The organism is Streptomyces sp. A18 (assembly GCF_059026065.1).
On record NZ_JBWLKL010000002.1, the window covers coordinates 180,089 to 202,839 of the forward strand.

The 22,751-nt window shown below is 71.1% G+C and carries 20 protein-coding genes and 1 pseudogene; 7 read left to right on the forward strand and 14 right to left on the reverse strand.

Annotated features, from left to right (window positions below; translation table 11 throughout):
• Positions 1–17: 17 nt before the first annotated feature.
• Complete coding sequence (locus AC5P1C_RS03565) at positions 18–1,850, forward strand: S9 family peptidase (protein ID WP_493864170.1); 1,833 nt, start codon at positions 18–20, stop codon at positions 1,848–1,850.
• Between the two features lie 109 nt (positions 1,851–1,959).
• A complete protein-coding gene (locus tag AC5P1C_RS03570) occupies positions 1,960–2,742 on the forward strand; it encodes an SURF1 family protein (protein ID WP_493864171.1) in 783 nt (260 codons plus the stop codon).
• A 112-nt stretch (positions 2,743–2,854) separates the two neighbouring features.
• Here the strand turns inward: AC5P1C_RS03570 and AC5P1C_RS03575 are convergent, their stop codons facing one another.
• From AC5P1C_RS03575 to AC5P1C_RS03590, 4 genes are all read right to left on the reverse strand, one after another.
• Entirely contained in the window at positions 2,855–4,093 is a 1,239-nt protein-coding gene (locus AC5P1C_RS03575; protein WP_493864172.1) for a hypothetical protein, read from the reverse strand.
• Positions 4,090–4,749: a SigE family RNA polymerase sigma factor gene (locus tag AC5P1C_RS03580; RefSeq protein WP_493864173.1), complete on the reverse strand. Its 660-nt coding sequence runs from the start codon at positions 4,747–4,749 to the stop codon at positions 4,090–4,092. Before AC5P1C_RS03580 ends, AC5P1C_RS03575 begins: the two co-directional genes overlap by 4 nt.
• A gap of 352 nt (positions 4,750–5,101) precedes the next feature.
• Positions 5,102–6,157: an aspartate-semialdehyde dehydrogenase gene (locus AC5P1C_RS03585; protein WP_493864174.1), complete on the reverse strand. Its 1,056-nt coding sequence runs from the start codon at positions 6,155–6,157 to the stop codon at positions 5,102–5,104.
• 25 nt (positions 6,158–6,182) lie between these two features.
• Positions 6,183–7,454, reverse strand: coding sequence for an aspartate kinase (locus tag AC5P1C_RS03590; RefSeq protein ID WP_249588720.1), 1,272 nt, complete (start codon positions 7,452–7,454; stop codon positions 6,183–6,185).
• A gap of 385 nt (positions 7,455–7,839) precedes the next feature.
• Here AC5P1C_RS03590 and AC5P1C_RS03595 point away from each other — a divergent pair, with 385 nt between their 5' ends.
• Positions 7,840–8,250 (forward strand): PadR family transcriptional regulator, encoded by a 411-nt coding sequence (locus tag AC5P1C_RS03595; protein WP_493864175.1) that lies wholly within the window; start codon positions 7,840–7,842, stop codon positions 8,248–8,250.
• Positions 8,216–9,295 (forward strand): hypothetical protein, encoded by a 1,080-nt coding sequence (locus tag AC5P1C_RS03600; protein WP_493864176.1) that lies wholly within the window; start codon positions 8,216–8,218, stop codon positions 9,293–9,295. The genes AC5P1C_RS03595 and AC5P1C_RS03600 overlap by 35 nt, the downstream gene beginning before the upstream one ends.
• Positions 9,296–9,386: 91 nt before the next feature.
• On the opposite strand, the gene AC5P1C_RS03605 is transcribed toward AC5P1C_RS03600, so the two are convergent.
• The 3 genes from AC5P1C_RS03605 to AC5P1C_RS03615 all read right to left on the reverse strand — a co-directional run bounded on the left by AC5P1C_RS03605 (position 9,387) and on the right by AC5P1C_RS03615 (position 11,170).
• Positions 9,387–10,136 carry a DUF5063 domain-containing protein gene (locus tag AC5P1C_RS03605; protein ID WP_493864177.1) on the reverse strand — a complete coding sequence of 250 codons (750 nt, stop codon included), beginning with the start codon at positions 10,134–10,136 and terminating at the stop codon, positions 9,387–9,389.
• The gene (recR, locus tag AC5P1C_RS03610; RefSeq protein WP_030781910.1) at positions 10,129–10,728 is read right to left on the reverse strand and encodes a recombination mediator RecR; all 600 of its coding nucleotides are present in this window, start codon (positions 10,726–10,728) and stop codon (positions 10,129–10,131) included. Before recR ends, AC5P1C_RS03605 begins: the two co-directional genes overlap by 8 nt.
• A 100-nt stretch (positions 10,729–10,828) precedes the next feature.
• The gene (locus AC5P1C_RS03615) at positions 10,829–11,170 is read right to left on the reverse strand and encodes a YbaB/EbfC family nucleoid-associated protein (protein ID WP_160506267.1); all 342 of its coding nucleotides are present in this window, start codon (positions 11,168–11,170) and stop codon (positions 10,829–10,831) included.
• Positions 11,171–11,506: 336 nt separating this feature from the next.
• Here AC5P1C_RS03615 and AC5P1C_RS03620 point away from each other — a divergent pair, with 336 nt between their 5' ends.
• Positions 11,507–12,319 (forward strand): SLATT domain-containing protein, encoded by an 813-nt coding sequence (locus AC5P1C_RS03620; RefSeq protein WP_493864178.1) that lies wholly within the window; start codon positions 11,507–11,509, stop codon positions 12,317–12,319.
• A gap of 135 nt (positions 12,320–12,454) precedes the next feature.
• Here AC5P1C_RS03620 and AC5P1C_RS03625 read toward each other — a convergent pair whose 3' ends face one another.
• The 5 genes from AC5P1C_RS03625 to AC5P1C_RS03645 form a co-directional block, all read right to left on the reverse strand.
• Positions 12,455–13,105, reverse strand: coding sequence for a putative DNA-mimic protein (locus tag AC5P1C_RS03625; RefSeq protein ID WP_493864179.1), 651 nt, complete (start codon positions 13,103–13,105; stop codon positions 12,455–12,457).
• Between the two features lie 89 nt (positions 13,106–13,194).
• Positions 13,195–15,627: a dolichyl-phosphate beta-glucosyltransferase gene (locus AC5P1C_RS03630; protein ID WP_493864180.1), complete on the reverse strand. Its 2,433-nt coding sequence runs from the start codon at positions 15,625–15,627 to the stop codon at positions 13,195–13,197.
• A complete protein-coding gene (locus tag AC5P1C_RS03635; protein WP_493864181.1) occupies positions 15,624–16,337 on the reverse strand; it encodes a GntR family transcriptional regulator in 714 nt (237 codons plus the stop codon). The genes AC5P1C_RS03630 and AC5P1C_RS03635 overlap by 4 nt, the downstream gene beginning before the upstream one ends.
• Positions 16,338–16,534: 197 nt before the next feature.
• Positions 16,535–17,902, reverse strand: a complete 1,368-nt coding sequence (locus tag AC5P1C_RS03640; RefSeq protein WP_493864182.1) for an aspartate aminotransferase family protein — start codon at positions 17,900–17,902, stop codon at positions 16,535–16,537.
• A 329-nt stretch (positions 17,903–18,231) separates the two neighbouring features.
• Positions 18,232–18,708, reverse strand: a complete 477-nt coding sequence (locus tag AC5P1C_RS03645; protein ID WP_493864183.1) for a hypothetical protein — start codon at positions 18,706–18,708, stop codon at positions 18,232–18,234.
• Between the two features lie 72 nt (positions 18,709–18,780).
• Between AC5P1C_RS03645 and AC5P1C_RS03650 the strand changes: the two are divergent.
• Positions 18,781–19,473, forward strand: a pseudogene (locus AC5P1C_RS03650) (response regulator transcription factor); the annotation flags it as partial.
• Positions 19,474–19,871: 398 nt separating this feature from the next.
• Complete coding sequence (locus AC5P1C_RS03655) at positions 19,872–21,233, forward strand: sensor histidine kinase (RefSeq protein ID WP_493864184.1); 1,362 nt, start codon at positions 19,872–19,874, stop codon at positions 21,231–21,233.
• Here the strand turns inward: AC5P1C_RS03655 and AC5P1C_RS03660 are convergent.
• Together AC5P1C_RS03660 and AC5P1C_RS03665 are read right to left on the reverse strand one after the other, a co-directional pair.
• Positions 21,157–21,978, reverse strand: coding sequence for a VTC domain-containing protein (locus AC5P1C_RS03660; protein WP_493864185.1), 822 nt, complete (start codon positions 21,976–21,978; stop codon positions 21,157–21,159). The two genes, AC5P1C_RS03655 and AC5P1C_RS03660, sit on opposite strands and share 77 nt — an antisense overlap.
• A complete protein-coding gene (locus tag AC5P1C_RS03665; RefSeq protein ID WP_493864186.1) occupies positions 21,975–22,640 on the reverse strand; it encodes a DUF4956 domain-containing protein in 666 nt (221 codons plus the stop codon). Before AC5P1C_RS03665 ends, AC5P1C_RS03660 begins: the two co-directional genes overlap by 4 nt.
• Between the last annotated feature and the right edge of the window lie 111 nt (positions 22,641–22,751).

Here is a 22,751-nt window from a genome sequence, read left to right on the forward strand (position 1 = left end):
CGTGCACTATGGGGTCCATGAGCGACTTGGGTGCGGGTGCGGTGGACAGGCCGGGTGCGGGTGCGGGCGCGGAGATGCCGGAGTGGGAGAAGCGGTTCCGTGCGCCGCGGGTCTCCCTGCCCGACTGGGCGGAGGACGCTCCGGCCCGGTCCTTGTTCGTGTCGAACGCTACGGGGACGTACGAGCTGTACGCATGGGACCGCGCCACCGGCGAGCAGCGCCAGGTGACGGACCGGCCGAACGGCACGACGGACGGCCTGCTCTCGCCGGACGGCGAGTGGATCTGGTGGTTCAACGACACGGATGGCGACGAATTCGGCGTCTGGATGCGCCAGCCCTTCGCGGGCGGCGGCGAGGACGAGCCCGCGGTGCCGGGGCTCGATGCGTCGTATCCGGCGGGCATCGCCCTCGCGCGGGACGGTCAGATGTCCGTCGTCGGCCGCTCGACGGACGAGGAGGGCTCGACGATCCATGTCGTACGGTCCGCGGGCGCGGACCCCGTCGAGATCTACCGCCACCGCGAGTCCGCGGGCGTCGGCGACCTCTCGCACGACGGCTCGCTGATCGCCGTCGAGCACACGGAGCACGGCGACGCGATGCACTCCACCCTCCGGGTGATCACGCCGGACGGCTCCACGGTCGCCGAGCTCGACGACACCAAGGGCGGCACCGTCGAGCTGGGCCTGGAGGTCCTGGGCTTCGCGCCGGTCGACGGGGACACACGGCTGCTCGTCGGGCATCAGCGGCGCGGCCGCTGGGAGCCGATGGTGTGGGACGTCGCGTCGGGCGAGGAGACGGACCTGGCGCTCGAACTGCCGGGGGACGTGAGCGCCGAGTGGTATCCGGACGGCTCCGCCCTGCTCATCGCCCACAGCTTCGAGGCCCGCAGCGAGCTGTTCCGGTACGTCTTCGCCTCCCGTGAGCTGATCGAGGTCGAGACACCCACGGGGTCCGTCTCGGGGGCGACGGCGCGGCCGGACGGCAGCGTGGAGTACCTGTGGTCGTCGGCCGCCGAGCCGCCGGTGGTGCGCTCGACGACGGGCGGCGTCGTCCTCGACCCGCCCGGCATGAAGGCCCCGGCGTCCGTGCCGGTGGAGGACGTGTGGGTGGAGGGCCCCGGCGGCCGGGTCCACGCCCTCGTACAGAAGCCGGCCGGCGCGAGCGGCCCGCTGCCCACGGTCTTCGAGATCCACGGCGGCCCGACGTGGCACGACAGCGACGCGTTCGCGGCGGGCCCCGCGGCCTGGGTGGACCACGGGTATGCGGTGGTGCGGGTCAACTACCGCGGGTCGACGGGGTACGGCAGGGAGTGGACGGACGCCCTCAAGCACCGTGTGGGCCTCATCGAGCTGGAGGACATCGCGGCGGTCCGGGAGTGGGCGGTGACGTCGGGCCTCGCGGACCCGGCCCGCATCATCCTGGCCGGGGGCTCCTGGGGCGGGTATCTGACGCTGCTCGGCGTCGGCACCCAGCCCGACGCGTGGGCGGTAGGCCTGGCCGCGGTCCCGGTCGCGGACTACGTGACGGCGTACCACGACGAGATGGAGGCCCTGAAGGCCATGGACCGCACGCTCCTCGGGGGCACGCCCGAGGAGGTCCCGGAGCGCTTCGAGGCCTCGTCCCCGCTGACGTACGTGGACGCGGTGAAGGCGCCGGTCTACATCTCTGCGGGCGTGAACGACCCCCGCTGCCCGATCCGCCAGGTCGACAACTACGTGGACCGGCTCAAGGCGCGGGACGCGGTGCACGAGGTGTACCGGTACGACGCGGGGCACGGCTCGCTCGTCGTGGACGAGCGGATCAAGCAGGTGCGGTTGGAACTGGACTTCGCCGAGCGGCACCTCCGCTAGCCGGGGGCTTGGCCGCGCGGACGGCGGCCACAAGGGACGGTGGCCGCGGGGCGGTCGCTTCGGCAACCCCGCGGCCCGTCTCCCACGGGCGCCCCCGTACCGTGGGGGTGTGTACCGGTTCCTGCTGACGCCCCGCTGGTGGGGGATCAACGTCTTCGTACTGCTGGCCATCCCCTTCTGCGTCTTCATGGGGTCATGGCAGCTGGGTCGGTTCGAGGACCGCGTCGAGGCGCATGACGCCGCGCAGGAGCAAGCGGACCGGCAGGCGTCGCCGTCCACGTCGGAGGCGAAGCCCCGGCCGCTGGACTCGCTCCTCCCCGTGGACCAGGAGACGTCCGGGGAACAGGTGACGGCGACCGGGCGATACGGCAAGCAACTCCTCGTGCCCGACCGCGAGTTGGACGACAAGTCCGGTTTCTACGTCCTGACGCTGCTGCGCACCGACAGCGGCAAGGACCTGCCCGTCGTGCGGGGCTGGCTCCCCGGGGACGCGGACGCGGCGGCGAAGGCCCCCGCCGCACCTTCCGGCGAGGTCACCGTGACCGGCGCGCTCCAGGCCTCCGAGAGCCCCGGCTCGAACGGGGTCAGCTCGGCCGGAGGGCTGCCGGACGGGCAGCTGGGCGCCATCAGCGCGGCCTCCCTGGTGAACGTCGTGCCGGACGACGTGTACGACGCGTGGGTCACCCTGGCGAAGGGCGACTCCGGGATGAAGGCCGTGCCTGCCGCGGCGCCGGACAACTCCGGACTCGACCTCAAGGCCTTCCAGAACCTCGGCTACACCGGCGAGTGGTTCGTCTTCGCGGGGTTCGTCGTCTTCATGTGGTTCCGGCTGTTCCGGCGGGAGCGGGAGTTCGCGCGGGACGCCGAGCTGGGACTGCTGCCGGAGGCTTAGCCTTCCCCCCTCCCCCTCGGGGGCCCTGAAGACCTGTGGACGTCGAAAAGCCGGTCAGGCTTGAGCCCGACCGGCTTTCGACTGCTCGCGAATCCGCGTCTCTCCGCGTCGTCTACGACGCCGACAGCATCCCCGTCCGGTAGACCGTCCCCGCACACGCGTTGTTGATCGTCGTGCCCGCAGCGGGGGAACCCAAGGACGCCGTCAGGGACACCGTCACTCCGCCGTCCAGGACGCCGTCCTCGCGCACCATCTGCGGCTCCGTGCCGCCCGGCGTACCACTGTCCCCGCCACCGCCGCTGCCCTCTGTCGGGCTCGGGTCGGGCGAAGGATCGCCGCCGCCGTCCGCCGGACACGCCTCGGAGGGCACCCAGGCGAACTTCACCTCGTACGCGGCTCCCGGCTGGAGGGTCAACGAGCCGACCGCCTGTGCCGGGTCCGGCAGACCGGTCGCAGGGTCGCCCGCCACGTGATCGCTGATGACGATCTTCGCGGGATCGGCCGCTCCCGTGGTCGCCGTGCTCACGTTCCCGGGAGCGCTGACCGTGCAGCTGCTCGTGGAGACGTTGGCGATGCGGAAGCTTCCGTAGACCTTGCCGTCCGCCTCCGCGACACCCGCGCTACCCGTGGCTTCGCCGAGCTGGTCCACCGTGCAGGCAGGCGAGTCGGCGGATTCTGTGCCCGCCGGGTCGGGACCACCGGTCGCGCCGCCGCTCGACTCACCCTTCCCCTTGCCGTCCTTCTTGTCCTTCTTGTCTTTCTTGTCCTTGGACTTGGAGGGGCCCGAGTCGCTGCCCTCGCCCTTCTCCCCGCCGTCAGGCCCCTTGCCCTCGCTCGAACCGCCCTGCGTCTGCTCGCTGTTGCCCGCGATCGACGGGCGGTCGTCCGAGCCGCCGCTCGAGTTCGTCACGTGTACGAGGGCGGGGATCGCGGTGCCGATGAAGAGGGCGGCGGCTGCCATGCCGACCACGGCCTGACGCTTGCGCGCCCGCCGCGCGGGCACCGCATGGCGCAGACGCTCCAGGGCGCGGTCCCCCGGCTCGATCTCCTGGACGGCCGAACGCATCATCCGCCGCAGCGCCAGCTCGTCGGAGCCGCCATCGCCGCCGAACGCGAAACTCGGCGCGGCGCCGCCCGCACGCTCGCTGCCCGCACGCTCGCTGTCCTGACGCTCGCCGCCCGCACGCTCGGACGCGGTGGGCTCGTCACCCTGGCCGTGTTTCACAGTTCCGTCCCCAGCATGCTGCTCAAACTCGACGCTCTTGGCGCTCTCGGCACTCTCGGCGTTCTCGACGCTCTCGGCGTTCTCGGCGTTCTCGTCACGCTCACGCCCGTACTCATGCTTGCTCATGCCGGTGCCTCCATGGCGACCCGCAGAGCCGCAATCCCGCGCGAGCCGTACGCCTTCACCGACCCGAGCGATATGCCGAGCGTCTCCGCGACCTGCGCCTCGGTCATGTCCGCGAAGTACCGCAGGACCAGGACCTCGCGCTGACGGCGCTGGAGGCCGCGCATCGCCTTGATCAGCTCGTCCCGCTCAAGGATGTCGTACGCACCCTCCTCCGCGCTCGCCATGTCCGGCATCGGCTTCGAGAGGAGCTTCAGGCCCAGGATCCGGCGCCGCAGCGCCGACCGCGAGAGGTTCACGACGGTCTGCCGCAGATAGGCGAGCGTCTTCTCCGGGTCCCGCACGCGTTTGCGCGCCGAGTGCACCCGGATGAACGCCTCCTGCACGACGTCCTCACAGGAGGCCGTGTCGTCGAGAAGCAGCGCCGCAAGCCCGAGGAGCGACCTGTAGTGGGCGCGGTAGGTCTCGGTCAGGTGGTCGACGGTGGTGCCCGCGCTCATCGCCTCCTCAGCGCCCTCGCGCTGCGTCGGGATGCGGGCCGATCTCGTGGTGGGCATGGGGGCGATCACCGGCATGCCGGCGGGCGCACGGGGACGGCGAGGCGGACGAAGAGCCGCGCCCCTCGCCTGAACCGCTGTGAAATCGAGTACCTCTGCCACGCCTGTTGGACACGCTTACCCCCTGGAGGGTTGTACGCATCGCGCGGCGCGTTTGCGGCAGGCATCGTCGCCGTCGGTGACGATGCATCAAATGCCCCCATGCGTACCAGCTCTTCCCCTATGCCCAATTTTCGCAGCGCTCAGGTCATGCCCCTGGGAGGGCGATCGCAAAGACGCGCCCCGCCCTGCTGCCGGTTGCAGTGGACGGGGACGAATAATGCGAATCTTCGAACGCGGCAATGGTCCAGATCAAGCGATCCTGGCCACCAAGTTGGACACAGAACTTACACAGATCCCACAAAGATCACCGCGCCGGGGATCAGTCACGCCCGGTCTGGGCCGGTCTGCCCCATCAGGACGTGAACTCCCCCGCCACCAGCTCGGCGATCTGGGCCGTGTTCAGCGCGGCTCCCTTGCGCAGGTTGTCCCCGCACACGAAGAGCTCCAGGGCCGTCGGGTCGTCCAGCGCGCGGCGCACCCGGCCCACCCACGTGGGGTCGGTCCCCACCACGTCGGCGGGCGTCGGGAACTCACCGGCTGCCGGATTGTCGAAGAGCACGACGCCCGGTGCGGTGGCCAGGATCTCGCGCGCGCGATCCACCGTGACCTCGTCCTCGAAGCGTGCGTGGACAGTCAGCGAGTGCGTGGTCACGACCGGCACGCGTACGCACGTGGCGGCGACCTTCAGATCGGGCAGGCCGAGGATCTTGCGGGACTCGTCCCGCACCTTCATCTCCTCGGACGACCACCCGTCGTCCCGCAGCGTCCCGGCCCACGGCACCACGTTCAGCGCCACCGGCTCCGGGAAGGGCCCCGTGTCGTCGCCGACGGCACGTCGTACGTCGCCGGGGCTCGTGCCGAGATCCGAGCCCGCCACCAGCTGCATCTGCCGGCGCAGGGTGTCCACGCCGTCCCGCCCGGCCCCGCTCACGGCCTGGTACGAGGAGACGATCAGCTCGCGCAGACCGAACTCGGCGTGCAGCGCGCCGATGGCCACGATCATGGACAGGGTCGTGCAATTGGGATTGGCGACGATGCCGCGCGGGCGTACGCGCGCGGCATGCGGATTGACCTCGGGGACGACCAGCGGCACGTCCGGGTCCATCCGGAAAGCGGCGGAGTTGTCCACGACGACGACGCCCTTGGACGTGGCGACGGGAGCCCACTGCGCGCTGACCTCGTCGGGCACGTCGAACATGGCCACGTCGACGCCGTCGAAGACGTCCTCGCTCAGCGCGAGGACCTCGACCTCCTCACCGCGCACGGCCACCTTTCGGCCGGCCGAGCGCGGTGAGGCGACGAGTCGGATCTCGCCCCAGATGTCGGCGTGCTGCGACAGGATCTGGAGCATGACCGCGCCGACGGCCCCGGTCGCTCCGACGACCGCGAGTGTCGGCTTTCCGGTCATCGCCCGGTGCCTCCGTAGTGCGGCGTCATCGCCCGGTGCCTCCGTAGACCACTGCCTCGTCCGTGTCGGAGTCGAGGCCGAACGCGGTGTGCACGGCGCGCACGGACTCGTTCGCGTCATCGGCGCGGGTCACGACCGAGATGCGGATCTCGGAGGTCGAGATCAGCTCGATGTTCACGCCCGCGTCGCTGAGCGCCTCGAAGAAGGCCGCAGTGACGCCGGGGTTCGTCTTCATGCCCGCGCCGACCAGCGAGATCTTGGCGATCTGGTCGTCGTAGCGCAGGGAGTCGAAGCCGATGGCCGAGCGGGTCTTCTCGAGCGCGTCGATCGCCTTGCGGCCCTCGGCCTTGGGCAGCGTGAACGAGATGTCCGTGAGCCCGGTCGAAGCGGCCGAGACGTTCTGGACGATCATGTCGATGTTGACCCCGGAGTCCGCGATGGCGCGGAAGATCGAGGCGGCCTCGCCCGGCTTGTCCGGCACACCGACGACCGTGATCTTGGCCTCCGAGGTGTCGTGCGCGACACCGGAGATGATGGCCTGCTCCACCTTGCGGTCCCCTTGCGGTTCGTTGCTGACCCACGTGCCCTGCAGCCCACTGAAGGACGAGCGCACGTGGATCGGGATGTTGTAACGGCGCGCGTACTCCACACAGCGGTGGAGCAGCACCTTGGACCCGGAGCTCGCGAGCTCCAGCATGTCCTCGAACGAGATCCAGTCGATCTTCTGCGCCTTCTTCACCACACGGGGGTCGGCGGTGAAAACGCCGTCCACGTCCGTGTAGATCTCGCAGACCTCGGCGTCGAGCGCGGCCGCGAGGGCGACAGCGGTCGTGTCGGACCCACCACGACCGAGCGTGGTGATGTTCTTGCCCTCCTGGCTGACGCCCTGGAACCCGGCGACGATGGCGATGTTGCCCTCGTCGATCGAGGCCCGGATACGGCCGGGAGTGACATCGATGATCCGCGCTTTGTTGTGGACGGAGTCGGTGATGACACCGGCCTGGCTGCCCGTGAACGACTGGGCCGCGTGACCCAGGTTTTTGATCGCCATGGCAAGCAGCGCCATGGAGATCCGCTCCCCGGCGGTCAGCAGCATGTCGAATTCGCGCCCGGCAGGAATCGGGGATACCTGCCCGGCAAGATCGATCAACTCATCCGTCGTGTCACCCATGGCGGACACCACGACAACGACCTGATGGCCGTTCTTCTTGGCGTCGACAATCCTCTTGGCGACCCGCTTGATGCCCTCGGCATCGGCTACGGAGGAGCCTCCGTACTTCTGCACGACAAGGCTCACGTGCGCTCCTCGCTCAGTCCGTCTCTTACCGCACTGCTGCGGTCGGCTCAGTCTAACGAGCGGCCGAAATTCGCCTCGCAGATATCACATCGTGAGATGTCCCGCCCACTACGTGATCATCCACCGGCATACGCTCCCGCTGCTCGGGACGTACGTTTCGACCGCTCGGCTTGGCACATGCCCGCTGGGGCGTGGGGCACTCCGGAAAGTGGGGCGGGTCACAGGATCCGGCGGTGGGTTCGGCGGCGGGTCCGGCAGCGGGTCCAGTGGTGGATCCGGGGCAGGCCCGGCGGCGGGTCCGGCGATGGCTCTGGTCGATCGGGTCTGGCGGATGTCCGAGAGTCCGACTATTCTGGAATCACGACTAGTCGGGGAGGTGGGTCACATGCCGGAGTTCAGCTCCGCGTGGCTGCGTGCGGCATTGCCGCTGTGCCTGCTCGGAATGTTGGAGCGGGGCGAGAGCTATGGGTACGCACTGCTCCAGGAGTTGAGCGCCGCCGGTCTGGCCAATGCCAAGGCGGCCACGCTCTATCCGGCCCTGACCAGGCTGGAGGAGGAAGGCGCCGTCGACATCCGCTGGAGCGCGGGCGAGGGCGGACCCGGCCGGAAGTACTACAGCCTCACCGAAGCGGGGCGCGCGCGGCTGACCGTCGAGTACGGCGCCTGGCGGGACTTCGACGGCGTGGTGACCGCCCTGGCCGGCGGCAGCACCGAAAGGCCGACGGAGAGCTCTGAGAGCGGACGAGAACAGGGGGAACACGATGATTCGTACGGACGGCAGGGAGCGGAAGCCTGACTGGCCCAGCGGTGACGACGCCCAGTGGGCCGCCGAGTTCGAGCTCGCGCTGGCGCTGGGGCACACCCCGCCGGATGGGCTCGCCGAGCAGGTGCTGGCAGAGGCTCGGGCGACCGCGGCCGAGGCGGGGCTGCCCGTCCGGGAGGTTCTCGGCGACCCCTCCGCGTACGCGGATGCCGTGGCCGCCGAGCGGATCGACGAGGCGCACCGCAGCTCCGTCGACGTCGAAGGGTTCGCCGCCGGTGACCGGTTCACCAGCTCGTTGATGATGGCCGGTGGCCAGGCCGCCCTGTTCGGTGCCGTGCTCTGGGTCAGCAACGGACTCTGGATCCAGGTCGGTTGGCCCACGGGCGGGGCCGGGCTGCTGCTCGCCGCGCTCATCGTGCTCGTGACCGGCGTCATCCCCGAACTGCGTTCGGCGGGACGGCTCCGTGCCGGCCGGGTCGCCATGGCCTGCGCCGCGGTGCTCGTCGTGGCGTGCGCCGTGGGGTTCACCGTCATACCTCGGGGGCCCCAAGTGGGCGTCCCCGCACCGTCGTTGTTCGTTATCGGCGCACTGCTGGGAGTGCTGGGTCTGCGCATGCCCGTAGAGCCCGTCGGCCGATGGTTCCGTGGTCGGACGGCGCCGGTCGAGGCGATACGGAGCGACGACGAAGCCTGGCTGAAGCGCCTCTCCGCCTTGCTGCGGGGGCGGCATGGGATGTCCGCGGGGAACGCGGCGCGCTGCGTGGCCGAAGCGCGGGATCATCTCGCCTCGTCGGGCGGAAGCGCCGCGGGCGAGTTCGGGGACGTCGAGGTCTACGCGCTGCGGCTCAGCGAAGGCCCGGGTAAGTCGCGGCGCGCGGCACGGGCCGAGGTGCTGCCCACGGTCCTGTTCACCGGCGGACTGCTGTGGTGGGGGCTGGACTTGCTCAGTGCCCCTGAGCCCGCGTCCCTCTGGTTCTGGACCAAGGTCGCGGTCCTGGTCGTCGGCGCCTGGGCCTGGGCCACGACCACGCGATCGCTGTGGCGGAAGCTGCGGCCCGGCGCGGAAGCCAAGGCCTGATGCTTCACCGATCGGTCCGGGCCGTGGGGCCCGGACCGGTGTCCGGATGGTCCGGGCCGTGGGGCCCGGACCCCGTGTCAGGATGGTCCGGCTACTGCACCGACCGCAGGCCCAGCGGCCCCGCGATCTCCTCCGCCATGACCTTGCCCGCGGCCTCGGCCAGCGCGTCCTCGGCCAAGTCCTCGTCCGTGTCCAGGCCGTTGAGGTCCTCAAGGGGCTGGTTCAGCCGGACGTGGGCCACCAGGGACTGGAGGGCGCGCAGGGCGCCCGAGGCCGTGGAGCCCCAGTTCGAGAAGTACGAGAACTGCCACCACCACAGCGCTTCCGTGGTGCGGCCCGCCCGGTAGTGGGCCAGGCCGTGGGAGAGGTCGGCGAGCACGTCTGCCAGGTCGTCCGAGATGCGGCAGGCCACCGGGGCCTTGCGCGGCTCGTACGGGTCGAAGACCTCGGAGTAGACGTCGATCGGCTCCAGCATGGCGGCGAGGCGCTCGCGGATGTCGTCCACGTCCCGCTCCGGGCCGAGGTCCGGCTCGTAGCGCTCCTCGGGGACGATGTCCTCGTGCGCGCCCAGGCGGCCACCCGCGAGGAGGAGTTGGGAGACCTCGAGGAGGAGGAAGGGGACTGCCGAGTCCGGCTCGTCGCCCTTCGCGACCTCCGTCACCGCGACGATGAAGCTCTCGATCTGGTCCGAGATCTGCACCGCGAAGGAGTCAGGGTCCTGCGCGGACGCGTGCAGCAGAACCGTCGACTCGGCGGCGGTGATCGGCTCGGAGGCGAGCGCCGGCTCAGGAGCGCGTGCCGTTTCCGGCTTGGTGGACTTCTCAGGCTGCTTCTTAGACATCTAGGAGTCGTCTCCCCTCGAAGGCGCGGCCCAGGGTGACCTCGTCCGCGTATTCCAGATCTCCCCCGACAGGGAGCCCGCTGGCCAGGCGGGTGACCTTCAGGCCCATGGGCTTGATCATGCGCGCGAGGTACGTCGCCGTGGCCTCGCCCTCCAGGTTCGGGTCCGTGGCGAGGATCAGCTCGGTGACCGTGCCGTCCGCGAGACGCGCGAGCAGCTCTCGTATACGCAGGTCGTCCGGGCCGACCCCCTCGATCGGGCTGATCGCTCCGCCCAACACGTGGTACTTCCCCCGGAACTCGCGCGTGCGCTCGATCGCCACGACGTCCTTCGGCTCCTCGACGACGCAGATGACGCTGAGGTCGCGGCGCGGGTCGCGGCAGATGTTGCAGAGCTCTTCCTGCGCGACGTTGCCACACGTCGCGCAGAAGCGGACCTTGTCCTTCACCTCCAGGAGGGCGTGCGCGAGACGGCGTACGTCCGTCGGCTCGGCCTGCAGGATGTGGAAGGCGATCCGCTGCGCGCTCTTGGGACCGACGCCGGGCAGCCTGCCCAACTCGTCGATGAGGTCCTGAACCACGCCTTCGTACACGGGTTGCCTTTCCTGCTATAGCCGGTCGTTCCGGTTCTTGTTCTTCCGGTCCTGCCGAGTGTCACGCTCTGGTACGTACGGTAGTTGGCCTGCGGCCCTCTTAGAAGGGAAGGCCGGGGATGCCTCCGCCGCCCAGGCCCTGCGCGAGCGGGCCCAGCTTCTGCTGCTGGAGCGCCTGCGCGTTCTCGTTCGCCGCCTGGACCGCCGCGACGACCAGGTCCGCGAGGGTCTCGGTGTCCTCCGGGTCGACCGCCTTGGGGTCGATCACGAGGCCGCGCAGCTCGCCGGAGCCGGTGACCGTCGCCTTGACGAGGCCGCCACCCGCCTGGCCTTCGACCTCGGTGCGCGCGAGCTCCTCCTGCGCGGTCGCGAGGTCCTGCTGCATCTTCTGGGCCTGCTGGAGCAGCTGCTGCATGTTGGGCTGGCCACCACCGGGGATCACGATCAGCTCCTGTCTCGGATGGTCTCGGATGGTCTGGGACGGTCTATGGGGGTATAGACGGTGGGTTTTCCACCTGGAATGAGCCTACGTGGTCGGGGGTGCCCTCGCCCCAGCACTCTTTCGAGTGAGATCAACCGTCCTCCTATACCTGATCAAGCACCACTTCCGGGCGGAAATACCGAGAAAACGGGCTCACGGCCACCCATTGGGCGGTAGGACTGGGGCTGCGCATGAGCTGACACCAGTCGCGTCAGCACCAGCTGTCACAGCGCGCGCACCGTACGGAACCGCCGCAGGGAACAGTCAGGGATCTCGTAGAGGTAGAGGGAGTGCCGGGTGAGCCAGCCGGATATGCAGCCCGAGGGGGTGCCCCATGAGGGGCAGGGTGCCGGGGCGGGGTCAGATGCCGGCTCGGGGGCCGGCTCCGGGGCCGGCTCCGGTGTTCAGCGCGGTGTTCCTGGTGGTGGGCACGGATCACGGCCCGGGGATCTGACGGGGCAGGCGTTCCCCCTCGGCGACTGGGGTGAGCCCGCGGAGCGGCTCGACGAGTTGTACCGGTGGGTGGAGCGGGGCGCCCTCAACACCGCGGAGTGGTATCTGTCCGACCGCGCCTGGAAGCGGCGCGGGGCGCGGTTCGCGCGGGTGGGGGCGGCGGTGGGGGCCGTGGGCGCGGGGGTGCTTCCGCTGCTCGACCTGGCGGGGGCGGTGGGGGGTGTCGCGACGTGGGGGTTCGTCTCGCTGCTCGCGGGGGCCGCGTGCGTGGGGTGCGACCGGTTCTTCGGCCTCACGTCCGGGTGGATGCGGGACGTGGCCACCGCGCAGGCCGTGCAGCGGCGGCTTCAGGTGCTGCAGTTCGACTGGGCGTCGGAGAGTGTGCGGGAGGTTCTCGGGCCCACTGAGGGGACCGCGAGTGAGGCTGCCGAGCGGTGTCTGGGGGTACTGCGGCGGTTCTCCGAGGACGTGACGGAGCTTGTGCGGTCCGAGACCGCGGACTGGATGGTGGAATTCCGGTCCGGTCCCGCGCCGCTGGCCATGCAGGCGGTGGTCCCGGCCTCCCGGGGGGAGGCGGGCGCTCCCCCCGTTCGGGCCGCGCTGCCGCCCGGGGCCCGGCCCAACATGCCCCGGCAGCGGCCGCCGGAGCCTCGGTGAGGGGCCCCGGGGGGCGGGCGGAGGCCCTGCGGGGCCTTCCCCAATCCCGCCCCTTCCCGAAACCATGGGGCTACGCCCCCTGGACCCCACAAAAGATGGCCTCAAACGTCGGCCGGGCCGAGATTTCCGACAAGGTCAGCTGTAGATGATCATCGAGCCCTGGGCCAGGCTTCGGGTCGTTGCCGCGTGCAGGCCCAGCCACACGTGGCGTTCCCTCGCGAAGGGGCTGTCGTCCGGGGGAGCCGGGGCCGCCGGTTCCTCCAGGGACGTCGGTGCCTCGGGCGGAGTCGGCGGGCGCGGAGGATTCGCCGCGTCGATGCCGATCGACGGGGCCACGAATTCCAATTCCCGCAGGAGCGCCTGGGCCGAGCCCAGCGGGCCGCCGCCCGACAGGAGCTCGTCGTTCGAGAGGGGCGCGGGGAAGTCGACAGGGACGTACGCCCCCGCATGGTCGTAGTGCCAGACCAGATGCGACTGCTGCGCCGTCGTGTCGAACATCTCCAGCAACTGTTCGTAGTCCCCGCCCAGTTCGTCCACCGGCGTGACCTCGAGACCGCAGACCTGGAGCAGATACGCCCGGCGCAGGAAATGCAGCGCGTCGTAGTCGAAGCCCGCGACCGGGGCCACGTCACCGGACAGGCCCGGCATGTAGGCGAAGACGGGAACGGGCGGCAGGCCGGCCTCGTGCAGCGCCTTGTCGTACGTCGCGATCTCCTCCGCGAAGGGATTGTCGGGGCTGTGGCACAGCACATCGACGAGCGGGACCAGCCACAGGTCACAGGCCAAGGGTTCTCCTCAGGTCAGGCTCATGCCGGAAGGCTTTCGGACGTCGGACGTTCCTCGCGTGCAGGCAGCGTAGTCCGGGCTGACGCCCCCTAGCTGCCCTTGTGCAGATCCCAGATCCACACCCCGTCTACCCACTTTCCGGGGCGCTCAAGGAGTTCCTCCACCGTCACCCGGAGTTCGGCGTCGTGCTCCTGCGGCGCGAGGACCAGGACGCCCGCGTTCCAGTACGCCAGGTCCTCGCGGGCCGCCTTGCGCCACGCGTCCGTGATCTGCGGGGCGCGGCCCGCCGAGCGGACGTCCCGCAGGAGGTTCGACGTGTTGCGGGGCGACGCACCGTAGATGCCCACGCGGTCGGGGCCCCACGGACCGTTGAAGTAGCCGCCGGGCAGGCGGAAGCCCAGGCCTGCGGCCGTCTGCCAGTGCAGCGCCTCCGCGACGCCCGGGTCGGGCAGCGGTACCGGTACGAGGGACTCGCCCTCGCCCACGTACTTCTTCCAGGTCCCGGCGGCGATGAACGCGGGCACCTGCGCCCGCTCCACCGCCCGCAGCGGCGCCGGCACGATCGGCAGGAGCGCGAGGACGACCGCGGCCACACCCGCGTACCGCGCGCCGGTCATCCGGCGCCGTGACGTGAGGAGGCCGGCCAGCGCGAGCGCCACCAGCATGCCGAGCGCCGGGGCGCACACCATCGCCACCCGCGACTCGATGACCGACTCGAAGAGGGGCGCGTGCGCGAGGACCGCCCACGGGCCCGGCAGCACGACGTCCGTCAGCGGGATGCGGAACTTCGGGCCCAGCGAGAGGAACGCCGCCGCGAGGACCGTGCAGGCCAGCGCCTTCACCACCGCCCGCTCCCAGAGGCGTACGACGATCGCGAAGGCCAGCGCGACCAGGGGCCAGCCGTAGAAGGCGTTCTGCTCGGTGGGGTTCTGGGAGAGGGCGTCCGCGGTCTGCTCGTTGCCCGCGAGCGAGCGTTCCGCGAAGGAGAGGAGCGCGAGCGGGCTGTTGCCCGCGTTGTCCCCGTGCAGCACGCTCGTGTAGCTCTGCGGGCCGAAGAACTGCCAGTAGAGCGGGAAGGCGACCAGCGGCACCGTCACCGCCACGGCCACCCCGAGGCCGCGCGCCAAGGGCCGCAGCGCCTCCCTCGCCACATCCCTGCGCACCACGCCGTACGCCACCGCGAACAGCAGCATGCCCATGGCCGCGAGCAGCAGCGGCTCCTCGCCGAGGAAGATCTGGTACGTCGTGAAGAGCCCGAGGACGACCCCGTCACGTACGACTCTCGCGCTCTCGCCCTCGCACAGGCGCAGGGCCCTGTCGATGATCAGCGGGATCATGAACAGGACCATGAAGTTCGGGTGCGCGTGGGCGTGGCTGATCATCGGTGGCGCGAAGGCGGCGAGCGCCGCGCCGACGGCTGCCGCGCCCCGGTGACGTACGAGCCGCTTGACGATCAGCCAGTACCAGGCGACCCCCGTCGCGGCCAGACCGAGCGTCATCGCCGCGTTCAGGGCGACCGCAGGGCCGAAGAGCCAGGTCACGGGGGCGAAGGGGACGGAGAGGCCGAGCATGACCGTGTTGGCCATGAGGTTCACGCCGTCGGGAAAGTTCTGGAGGGTCGTGAAGAGGGGGTTCTGGAGGTGGCGGACGTTGTCCGCCGTCACCGCGAAGAACCACTCCCACTGGTTCTGGTCCTGGAGGGAGTCCGGGAGATAGCGGTCGCCCGGCGCGATCCAGCGGCCCGAGTAGAGGGTGACGGCCATGGACAGGAACAGCGCCGCGACGAGCAGATCCATCGGGCGGACCGAGCGGGCCTTGAGCGAGGTCAGTTCGGCGAGGACCTTCACGTAGTCGAAGGGGCGGACCTTCGAGCCCTCCTGGTGCGCCCAGCGCACCGGCACCTCGGCGACCGGCCAGCCGGAGCGGCGGAAGTACTGCAGTATCTCGACGTCGATCCCCCAGCCGCGCAGGCGCGACGCGGCGAAGGCCTCGCGGGCCCGGTCGCCGTCGAAGAGCTTGAAGCCGCACTGGGTATCGCGGACTCCGGGGACGGCGACCGAGCGTATGAGGAAATTGCCGGTACGGCCGAGGAGTTCGCGCAGGCGGTGCTGGTGGCTCTCGATCGTCGCGCCGGGGCGGGCACGGGACCCGATCGCCGCCGCGTGGCCGTCGGCGAGCGCCTTGTCGAGGCACTCCAGCTCCTCGATGGGGGTGGCCAGATCGGCGTCGGTGATCAGTACGCGGTCACCGCGCGAGGCGAGGACGCCCAGGCGCAGGGCGTGGCCCTTGCCGAGGTTGCGGTCGGAGTGGACGAGCTGGACGCGGGCGTCGGCGGCCTCGGCGTCGGCCGCGATGTCGAGGGTGCCGTCGGTGGAGCCGTCGTCCACGACGATCAGCTCCCAGCGGAGGGGGTCGCCCGTGGTCGCGTCCGCCTCCAGGTACTCCCGGATCGCGGCGAGCGTGGGGGCCAGGCGCCGCTCCTCGTTGTAGGCGGGGACGACGACGGTCAGATCCACGCTCATACAGCGGCCAGCCGCTCGATGAGGGCGAGTGAGTGGGCGTTGTACTCGGCGACGATCGCGTGCGCGGCCTTGGGGTCGCGGTGCGCGAGGGCGTCGACGAGCTCGGTGTGCCGGGCCCAGAGGGTGCCACGCAGGTCGCCGTCGCCGCGTTCGACGGCGCGGCGGAGGTGGGTGACGGCGCAGACCCAGGACTGGACGCGGATGCGGTGCAGGAAGTCCGAGAGGTAGGGGTTGCCGAAGAGGGCGCTGAGCTCGCGCCAGAAGCGGAGGTCGTAGCCGATGAGGACGTTCAGGTCGCCCGCGCAGGCGGCGCGTGCGGCTTCCTCGCCACGGCGGCGTACGGAGAGGAGGGCGGCCGAGGCTTCCTTCTGGCCCTTGGGCCCCAGCGGGGTGCCCTTCGTCACGAGGTCACGGAAGATGCCGTCGGCGACGAGGCCGCGGGCCTCCAGCATGCCGCGGTAGTCGGTGAGGGTGTGCTCGTGGACGCGGTAGCCGCGGTGCTGGTCGGCGTCGAGCAGACCCTGCGCCGCGAGGTTGACCAGGGCCTCGCGGACCGGGGTCGCGGAGACGCCGTACTGCTCGGCGATCTCCTTGACCGTGAACTCCTGACCCGGCTCCAGACGGCCGCCGAGGATCTCGTCGCGCAGCGCGTCGGCGATCTGCTGGCGCAGAGTGCTGCGGATGACGGCGGGGCCGTCGGTGCCGGGCATCTGGGTTCCCTCGTCGTGGTCTCGTCGTGGTCTCGTCCTGCTTACGAGCACGTCAGACTACGCGGTCGGGGTTCCTGAGGGTGGGGGCTGTTGTGGGGGGCGGGGGACGCTGGTGCCCCCCGCCCCGCGGGGTTACCGGTGGGCGGGGGCAGATGATCCGCCGCGAGGCGGCGGTCCAGATGGCCCGGGCTCCGGGGTCAGGAGGTGTGTTCGTCCGCCACGGCCAGCGCCGCATCCAGCGCCGCGAGGCCCTCCTTCGCCTCCGTCTCCGTGATGTTGCACGGCGGCACCACATGGGTGCGGTTCATGTTGATGAAGGGCCACAGGCCCTGCTTCTTCGCGGCGGCGCCGAACGCCGCCATCGGCGCGTTCGCCTCGCCCGACGCGTTGTACGGGACGAGAGGCTCGCGGGTCTCCTTGTCCTTGACCAGTTCCAGGGCCCAGAACATGCCGAGGCCGCGGACCTCGCCGACACTCGGGTGCCGCTCGGCGAGCTCCGCGAGGGCGGGGGCGATGATCTCCGACCCGACGCGGGCCGCGTTCTCGATCACTCCCTCCTCCTCCATGACGTTGATCGTCGCGACGGCCGCCGCGCACGCCAGGGGGTGGCCGGAGTACGTGAGCCCGCCCGGGTAGGGCCTGCGGGCGAACGTCTCGGCGATGGCGGAGGAGATCGCGACACCGCCGAGCGGGACGTAACCCGAGTTCACGCCCTTCGCGAAGGTGAGGAGATCGGGCACGATGCCGCCGTCGAAGTGGTCGGCGGCGAACCACTTGCCGGTGCGCCCGAAGCCGGCCATCACCTCGTCGAGGATGAAGACGATGCCGAGGCGGTCGCAGATCTCGCGTACGCCCTTGAGGTAGCCCGGCGGCGGGGTCATGATGCCGGCGGTTCCGGGGACGGATTCCAGGATGATCGCCGCGATCGTCTGCGGGCCCTCGAAGGCGATGGTCTTTTCGAGGTGCTCGAGGGCGCGCTCGCACTCCTGCTGCTCGTTCTCGGCGTAGAAGGCGCTGCGGTAGAGGAACGGCGCCCAGAAGTGGACGACGCCCGCCGAGCCCGTGTCGGAGGCCCAGCGGCGGGGGTCGCCGGTGAGGTTGATCGCGGTGGCGGTGCCGCCGTGGTACGAGCGGTAGGCGGAGAGGACCTTGGGGCGGCCGGTGTGGAGGCGCGCCATGCGGGTCGCGTTCTCCACGGCTTCCGCACCGCCGTTGGTGAAGAAGATCTTGTCCAGGTCGCCGGGCGTCCGCTCGGCGATGAGGCGTGCGGCCTCGGAGCGGGCTTCCACGGCGAAGGCGGGCGCGAAGGTCGTCATCTCCGCGGCCTGCTTCTGGATCGCGGCGACGACCTTCGGGTGCTGGTACCCGATGTTGGTGTAGACGAGGCCGCTGGTGAAGTCGAGGTAGCGGTTGCCGTCGTAGTCCCAGAAGTACGAGCCCTCGGCGCCGGCTACGGCGAGGGGGTCGATCAGCTCCTGTGCGGACCAGGAGTGGAAGACGTGTGCGCGGTCCGCGGCCTTGACGGCGGCGCCGACCTGGGGGTTCGGGTTCGGCTGAGGGGTCATGTGGGTGAGGGTAAATGTCCACGATGCGGATGGGACATGGGCGGTCTGTTTCGCGGGGGCGGGGGGTACTGGACAGTGTGTCGGGGCACCCGGGGGCGGGGGCTCTGTACCCCTGCCGGGGTGGGGGCTCGGGGCTCTGCGCCCCCTGCCGGGGTGGGGGCTCGTTCGTCGGTGCTCGGCATCTGGGCGACTGATTTCTCCCCAACCCCGCCCCTTCCCGGCTGAGACATGTGCGGCTCCGCCGCGGGCCGCTCGGCGCGGGAGCCTTGCGTGCCCTCATCACCGGCTTCGCCGAGTTCGTCCTCAAACGCCGGACGGGCCGACATGCCTCAGTCGTCCGCCACCACCCTCGCCCTCGGCTCCCCGCCCTCCCCGCAGCGGATCTCGTACGGCAGATCCTCCTGCTCGTCGTCGTCGCTCGGTTCCGCCTCCAGGCGGGCCACCGCGCCCGGACCCCGATCCACGTCCTCATCGATGTGGAAACCGTCCGCCGGGCTCCACGAGACGAGGTACACCGTGCCGTCACCCCGGCACTCGACCGTCGCCGTCCCGCCCGTGAACCGCAGGGTCGAACGGTCGCGGGCCGTTTCCGCCGGCTTGCTCGGTGTGGCGGAGGGCGGGGACGGCCGCTGCGGTGTCGCCGATGTCGCCGCAAGCGCCCTCTCCACCGCCCCCTCGTCCAGAGGACGGCTGTGCGCCGCGCCTCCGCCGTCCGAAGTGGCCAACTGCCAGGCGCCCAGCGCCCCCGCAGCCGTTCCCACCCCCACCCATGCCGCGGTCACGACCGCGCTCCGCCACTTCCTCATCCGGCCACTGTGCCGCACAGTTTCCTAACGCCCGGTTAAGGGCTGCCCAAAGCGCCTGACTACGGTGGATGTATGGCCCATCTTCTCGTCGTGGAGGACGATCCCCAGCTGCGCGGTGCCCTCGTGCGGGCCCTGCGCGACAAAGGGCACGCCGTCGCCACCGCCCCCAGCGGCATGGCGGGCCTGGACGCCGCGGTCACCAACCGCCCCGACCTCGTCGTACTCGATCTGGGGCTCCCGGACGTGGACGGCGCCCAGATCCTCCGTATGCTCCGCGCCGTCAGCGACGTACCCGTCATCGTCGCGACCGCGCGCGACGACGAACCGGAGATGGTGGCGATCCTCGAGGACGGAGCCGACGACTACATCGTCAAACCCTTCGGCGCCGCCCAACTGGACGCCCGCATCAAGGCCGTCCTCCGCCGCCTCGGCGCCACCGAAGCCGCCGAGGAGCCCCTGCGCGTGGGAGGTCTGGCCATCGATCCCGCCTCCCGCGAAGTCGCCCTCGACGACCGGCCCCTCGACCTCACCCCCCGCGAGTTCGACCTCCTCACCTACCTCGCCAACCGCCCCGGCCAGGTCGTCTCCCGCCGCGAACTCCTCGCCGAGGTATGGCAGCAGCCCCTGGGCGGCGCCGACAAGACCGTCGACGTCCACCTCTCCTGGCTCCGCAGAAAGCTCGGCGAGACCGCCCAGGCTCCCCGCTACCTCCACACGGTCCGCACGGTGGGCGTAAAGCTCACAGCACCCGAGGACGCACCAGCCCCCACGCCCCCGCAGCCGCGCGACGCACGCGAGGGGACGTGCCGGTATGTCCGCCCGGAGCACGGCAAGCAGGACTCCCCGGCCGAAGTACGCGACGCTCGGACCGAGATGGCGCGGACGGACATACCGGCGCGGCGCCGCCCCCAGAACAGCACGGCGCCCCACGACGGCGGGGCCCACACCGACACCGGCCCGACCCACGACGACGGCGAGGCATCCCACGCCGACAGCCGGTCGACCCACGACACCGGGACCTCCCCTGACGGCGGCGAGGCGCCGGGCCACGGGGAGGGACCCCGCCACGGCGAGGCGCCCGCCCACGGCGAGAGGCCCGCCCAAGCCCCCGGCGAGGGATCCGCCCAAGGCCCAGGGGCCGGCCACCGCCCAGGGGCCGGCTGATGCGACGCAGCCTTCTCCTCCTCACCGCGGCCACCACCGCCCTCGTACTGACCGCCCTCCTCGTCCCCCTCACCCTTCTCACCCGCACCCACGCCGCCGACCGCACCACCGCCGAAGCCACCGCCCGTGCCCAGTGGGTGGCGCACGCGCTCGGGCCCGCCCTCGCCACCCCGGACGAACGCGAAACCGCCGAGCAGACCGTGGAGAGCGTCAACACCTCGGCTCTGCCGTCCACTTCGCTCGTTCTCGGGGACGGCACCGTCATCGGGCCGAACCCCGGGCGCCACGCCAAGGCCCGCGTCACGGATGCCATCCGCCTTGCCCGCACCGGCCGTGCCTTCACCTACGAGCCCTCCACCGGCGGCCGCCAGGTCCTCGTGCCCGTCCAGGGTGCGGCCGGTGGCACTGCCGTCGTGCAAGTCACCCTCAGCGAACGCCAGTTGTATGCCGGGACCATGACCTCCTGGCTCGTCCTCGCCGGGATCGGAGTAGGCCTCGTCCTCATCGGGCTGCTCCTCGCCGACCGTCTCGGCGCCCGCCTGGTCGGCGCGACCCGCCGCCTCGCGCGCACCGCGGACCGCCTCGCCGCCGGCGACCTCACCGCCCGCGCCACACCCGAGGGCCCGCCCGAACTGCGCCTGGTCGCAGGGCAGCTGAACCACCTGGCCACCCGCATCGACGCACTCCTCACCGCCGAACGCGAGAACGCCGCCGACCTCGCCCACCGTCTCCGCACGCCAGTCGCCGCCCTCCGCCTGGACGCCGAGACCCTCCGCGACACGGAGGAGGCCCACCGCATCGCCGCCGACGTCGCCGCCCTGGAGCGGAGTGTCGACGACGTGATCCGCAAGGCCCGCCGCCCGCTCCGGGACGCCCCGTACGCCGACCTGGCCGCCGTGGCCCGCGAACGCGTGACGTTCTGGCTGCCGTTGGCGGAGGATCAGGGGCGCACGACGGAGGTGTCGGCCCAGCCACGGACGAACCCGGTCCCGGTCCCGGAGGACGACCTCGCCGCCGCCATCGACGCTCTCATCGGCAACGTCCTGGACCACACCCCCCAAGGCACCCCGTTCCGCATCACCGTCCGCACCACCCCAGAGGGCACCGCCGAACTCACCGTCGCCGACGAAGGCCCCGGCCTCCCGCCGACGTACGCGGCGGAACGCGGCACCAGCGGCGGCGGCTCCACAGGCCTCGGCCTGGACATCGCCCGCCGGACGGCGGAAGACGCGGGCGGCAGCTTCGCCATAGCCTCGGACGCCGTCCGCGGCACCCGGGTCACCCTCACGTTCCCCGAGGCACCGCCAGGGCCCCCGCGGCCCGCGGAAACGCGACCCGCACCGCCCGAGCCCAGCGATTGATCCCCAACTCGGGCCGCAGCGCGGCGAACCCGCCGCAGTACTTCGTGAACTCCGCGGCCCGCACCCCGTACCGGTGAAGGACACGGTCCGCCTCCGTCAGATGCCCCTGCGTCTTCGTCTCCACCAGGACGAGCCCTGAATCCGCCTCCACCGAACGTCCCGTCGCCACGTCCCGCACCACAAGACCGGCATCGCACGTGATCCGCTGACCGTCGGCCACGAAGGTCGCCCGCTGGTACTCCGTGACCAGCGCCGACGTCAGACCGCCCGGCGCCTCGATCCCGTACGACCCGCTCAGGACCCCCGCGAGGAAACCCTGCCGCTCGGCATCAAGGACACGGTCGTCGCCCCGCAGCCGCTGCCGGTGCTTGACCGTTTCGCCGCGGCCGCTCTTCAGCTTGATCTCGAACTGCCGCTCCCCGCTGTCCTGGTAGACCCGCTCCCGGATGCGGTAGCGCAGCCGCCTGCCCTGCCGGTGGTGGTGGTAGGTCAGGAGCTCGGGGGTGTCGTAGTACGTCGAGTGGTAGCTGAACCAGCGCTTTCCGCCGATGCTCAGCGCCCGGAAGGGGCCCGACGCACGGCGCGGGTCCGTGAGCAGCGCCGCCAGGTCGTCGAAGATCTCGACCGGTACGAGGTAGCTGTTGTCGTAGCGGGCGAGCAGCTCCGCCCGTGCGTTGACCTCGTCGAGCGAGATGGGGTGCGCGGCGAGCGCGGCCCGTCCGATGGCGCGTACGGCGGGGTTCACACGGTCTCCTTCTGGTGGGGGACGGCAGGCGTGCGGGACCGGGTCGTGCGGCGTCGTGGTGCTGTACGTGTGAACTCCCCGGCCCGCCCGGAAGGTTCCGGCTGCCGGAAGCGGACTTCCAGAACCATCAGGTCACGTACGTAGTCGACCTCCTGGACGGTCCAGCCGAGCGGCTCTCCCAGGCGCCGCGCCAGCTCGGCGCGGAGCTCGGTCTCCTCGCGGTACACCGCGTCCAGGGTGATGACCGCCCGGCGGTCACCGGCGAAGAGGCGGGGGTGGTCGGCGCCGTACATCACCAGGAGCAGCACGGCCGCGAGCCCGGCGGCGACCGGCAGGTCGAGGCCCGGAAGGCCGCAGAGGAGGCCGAGGACGAGGGTGATGAAGTAGTACGCGACTTCCTGGTGCTGCAGGGCGTCCGAGCGGAGCCGCACGATCGAGAGCACCCCGAAGAGCCCGAACCCGAGCGCGAGGCCGCCGTTGCCGCCGGCGCTCGCGAGGGCGGAGACGACCGCGAAGAGCGCGACGTTCAGGGCGAGATAGGCGGGGACCAACTCCCGCCTGCGGTGCCGTGGATAGAAGACCCCGAAGGTCAGGAGGGTCACGGCCACCAGGTCGAGGCCGAGGTGGGCGGCCATCTGTCCGAGGTTCTCTGCACTGTCCATGACCAGGACGCTAAGGAACGGCGGGTTAAGGCCGCCCCCTGCGGGAGTTAACGGGCCCGGAGCCCACCCCCAGAGCACTGCCAGATATTGACAGCATGCTGTCGTTTTGAC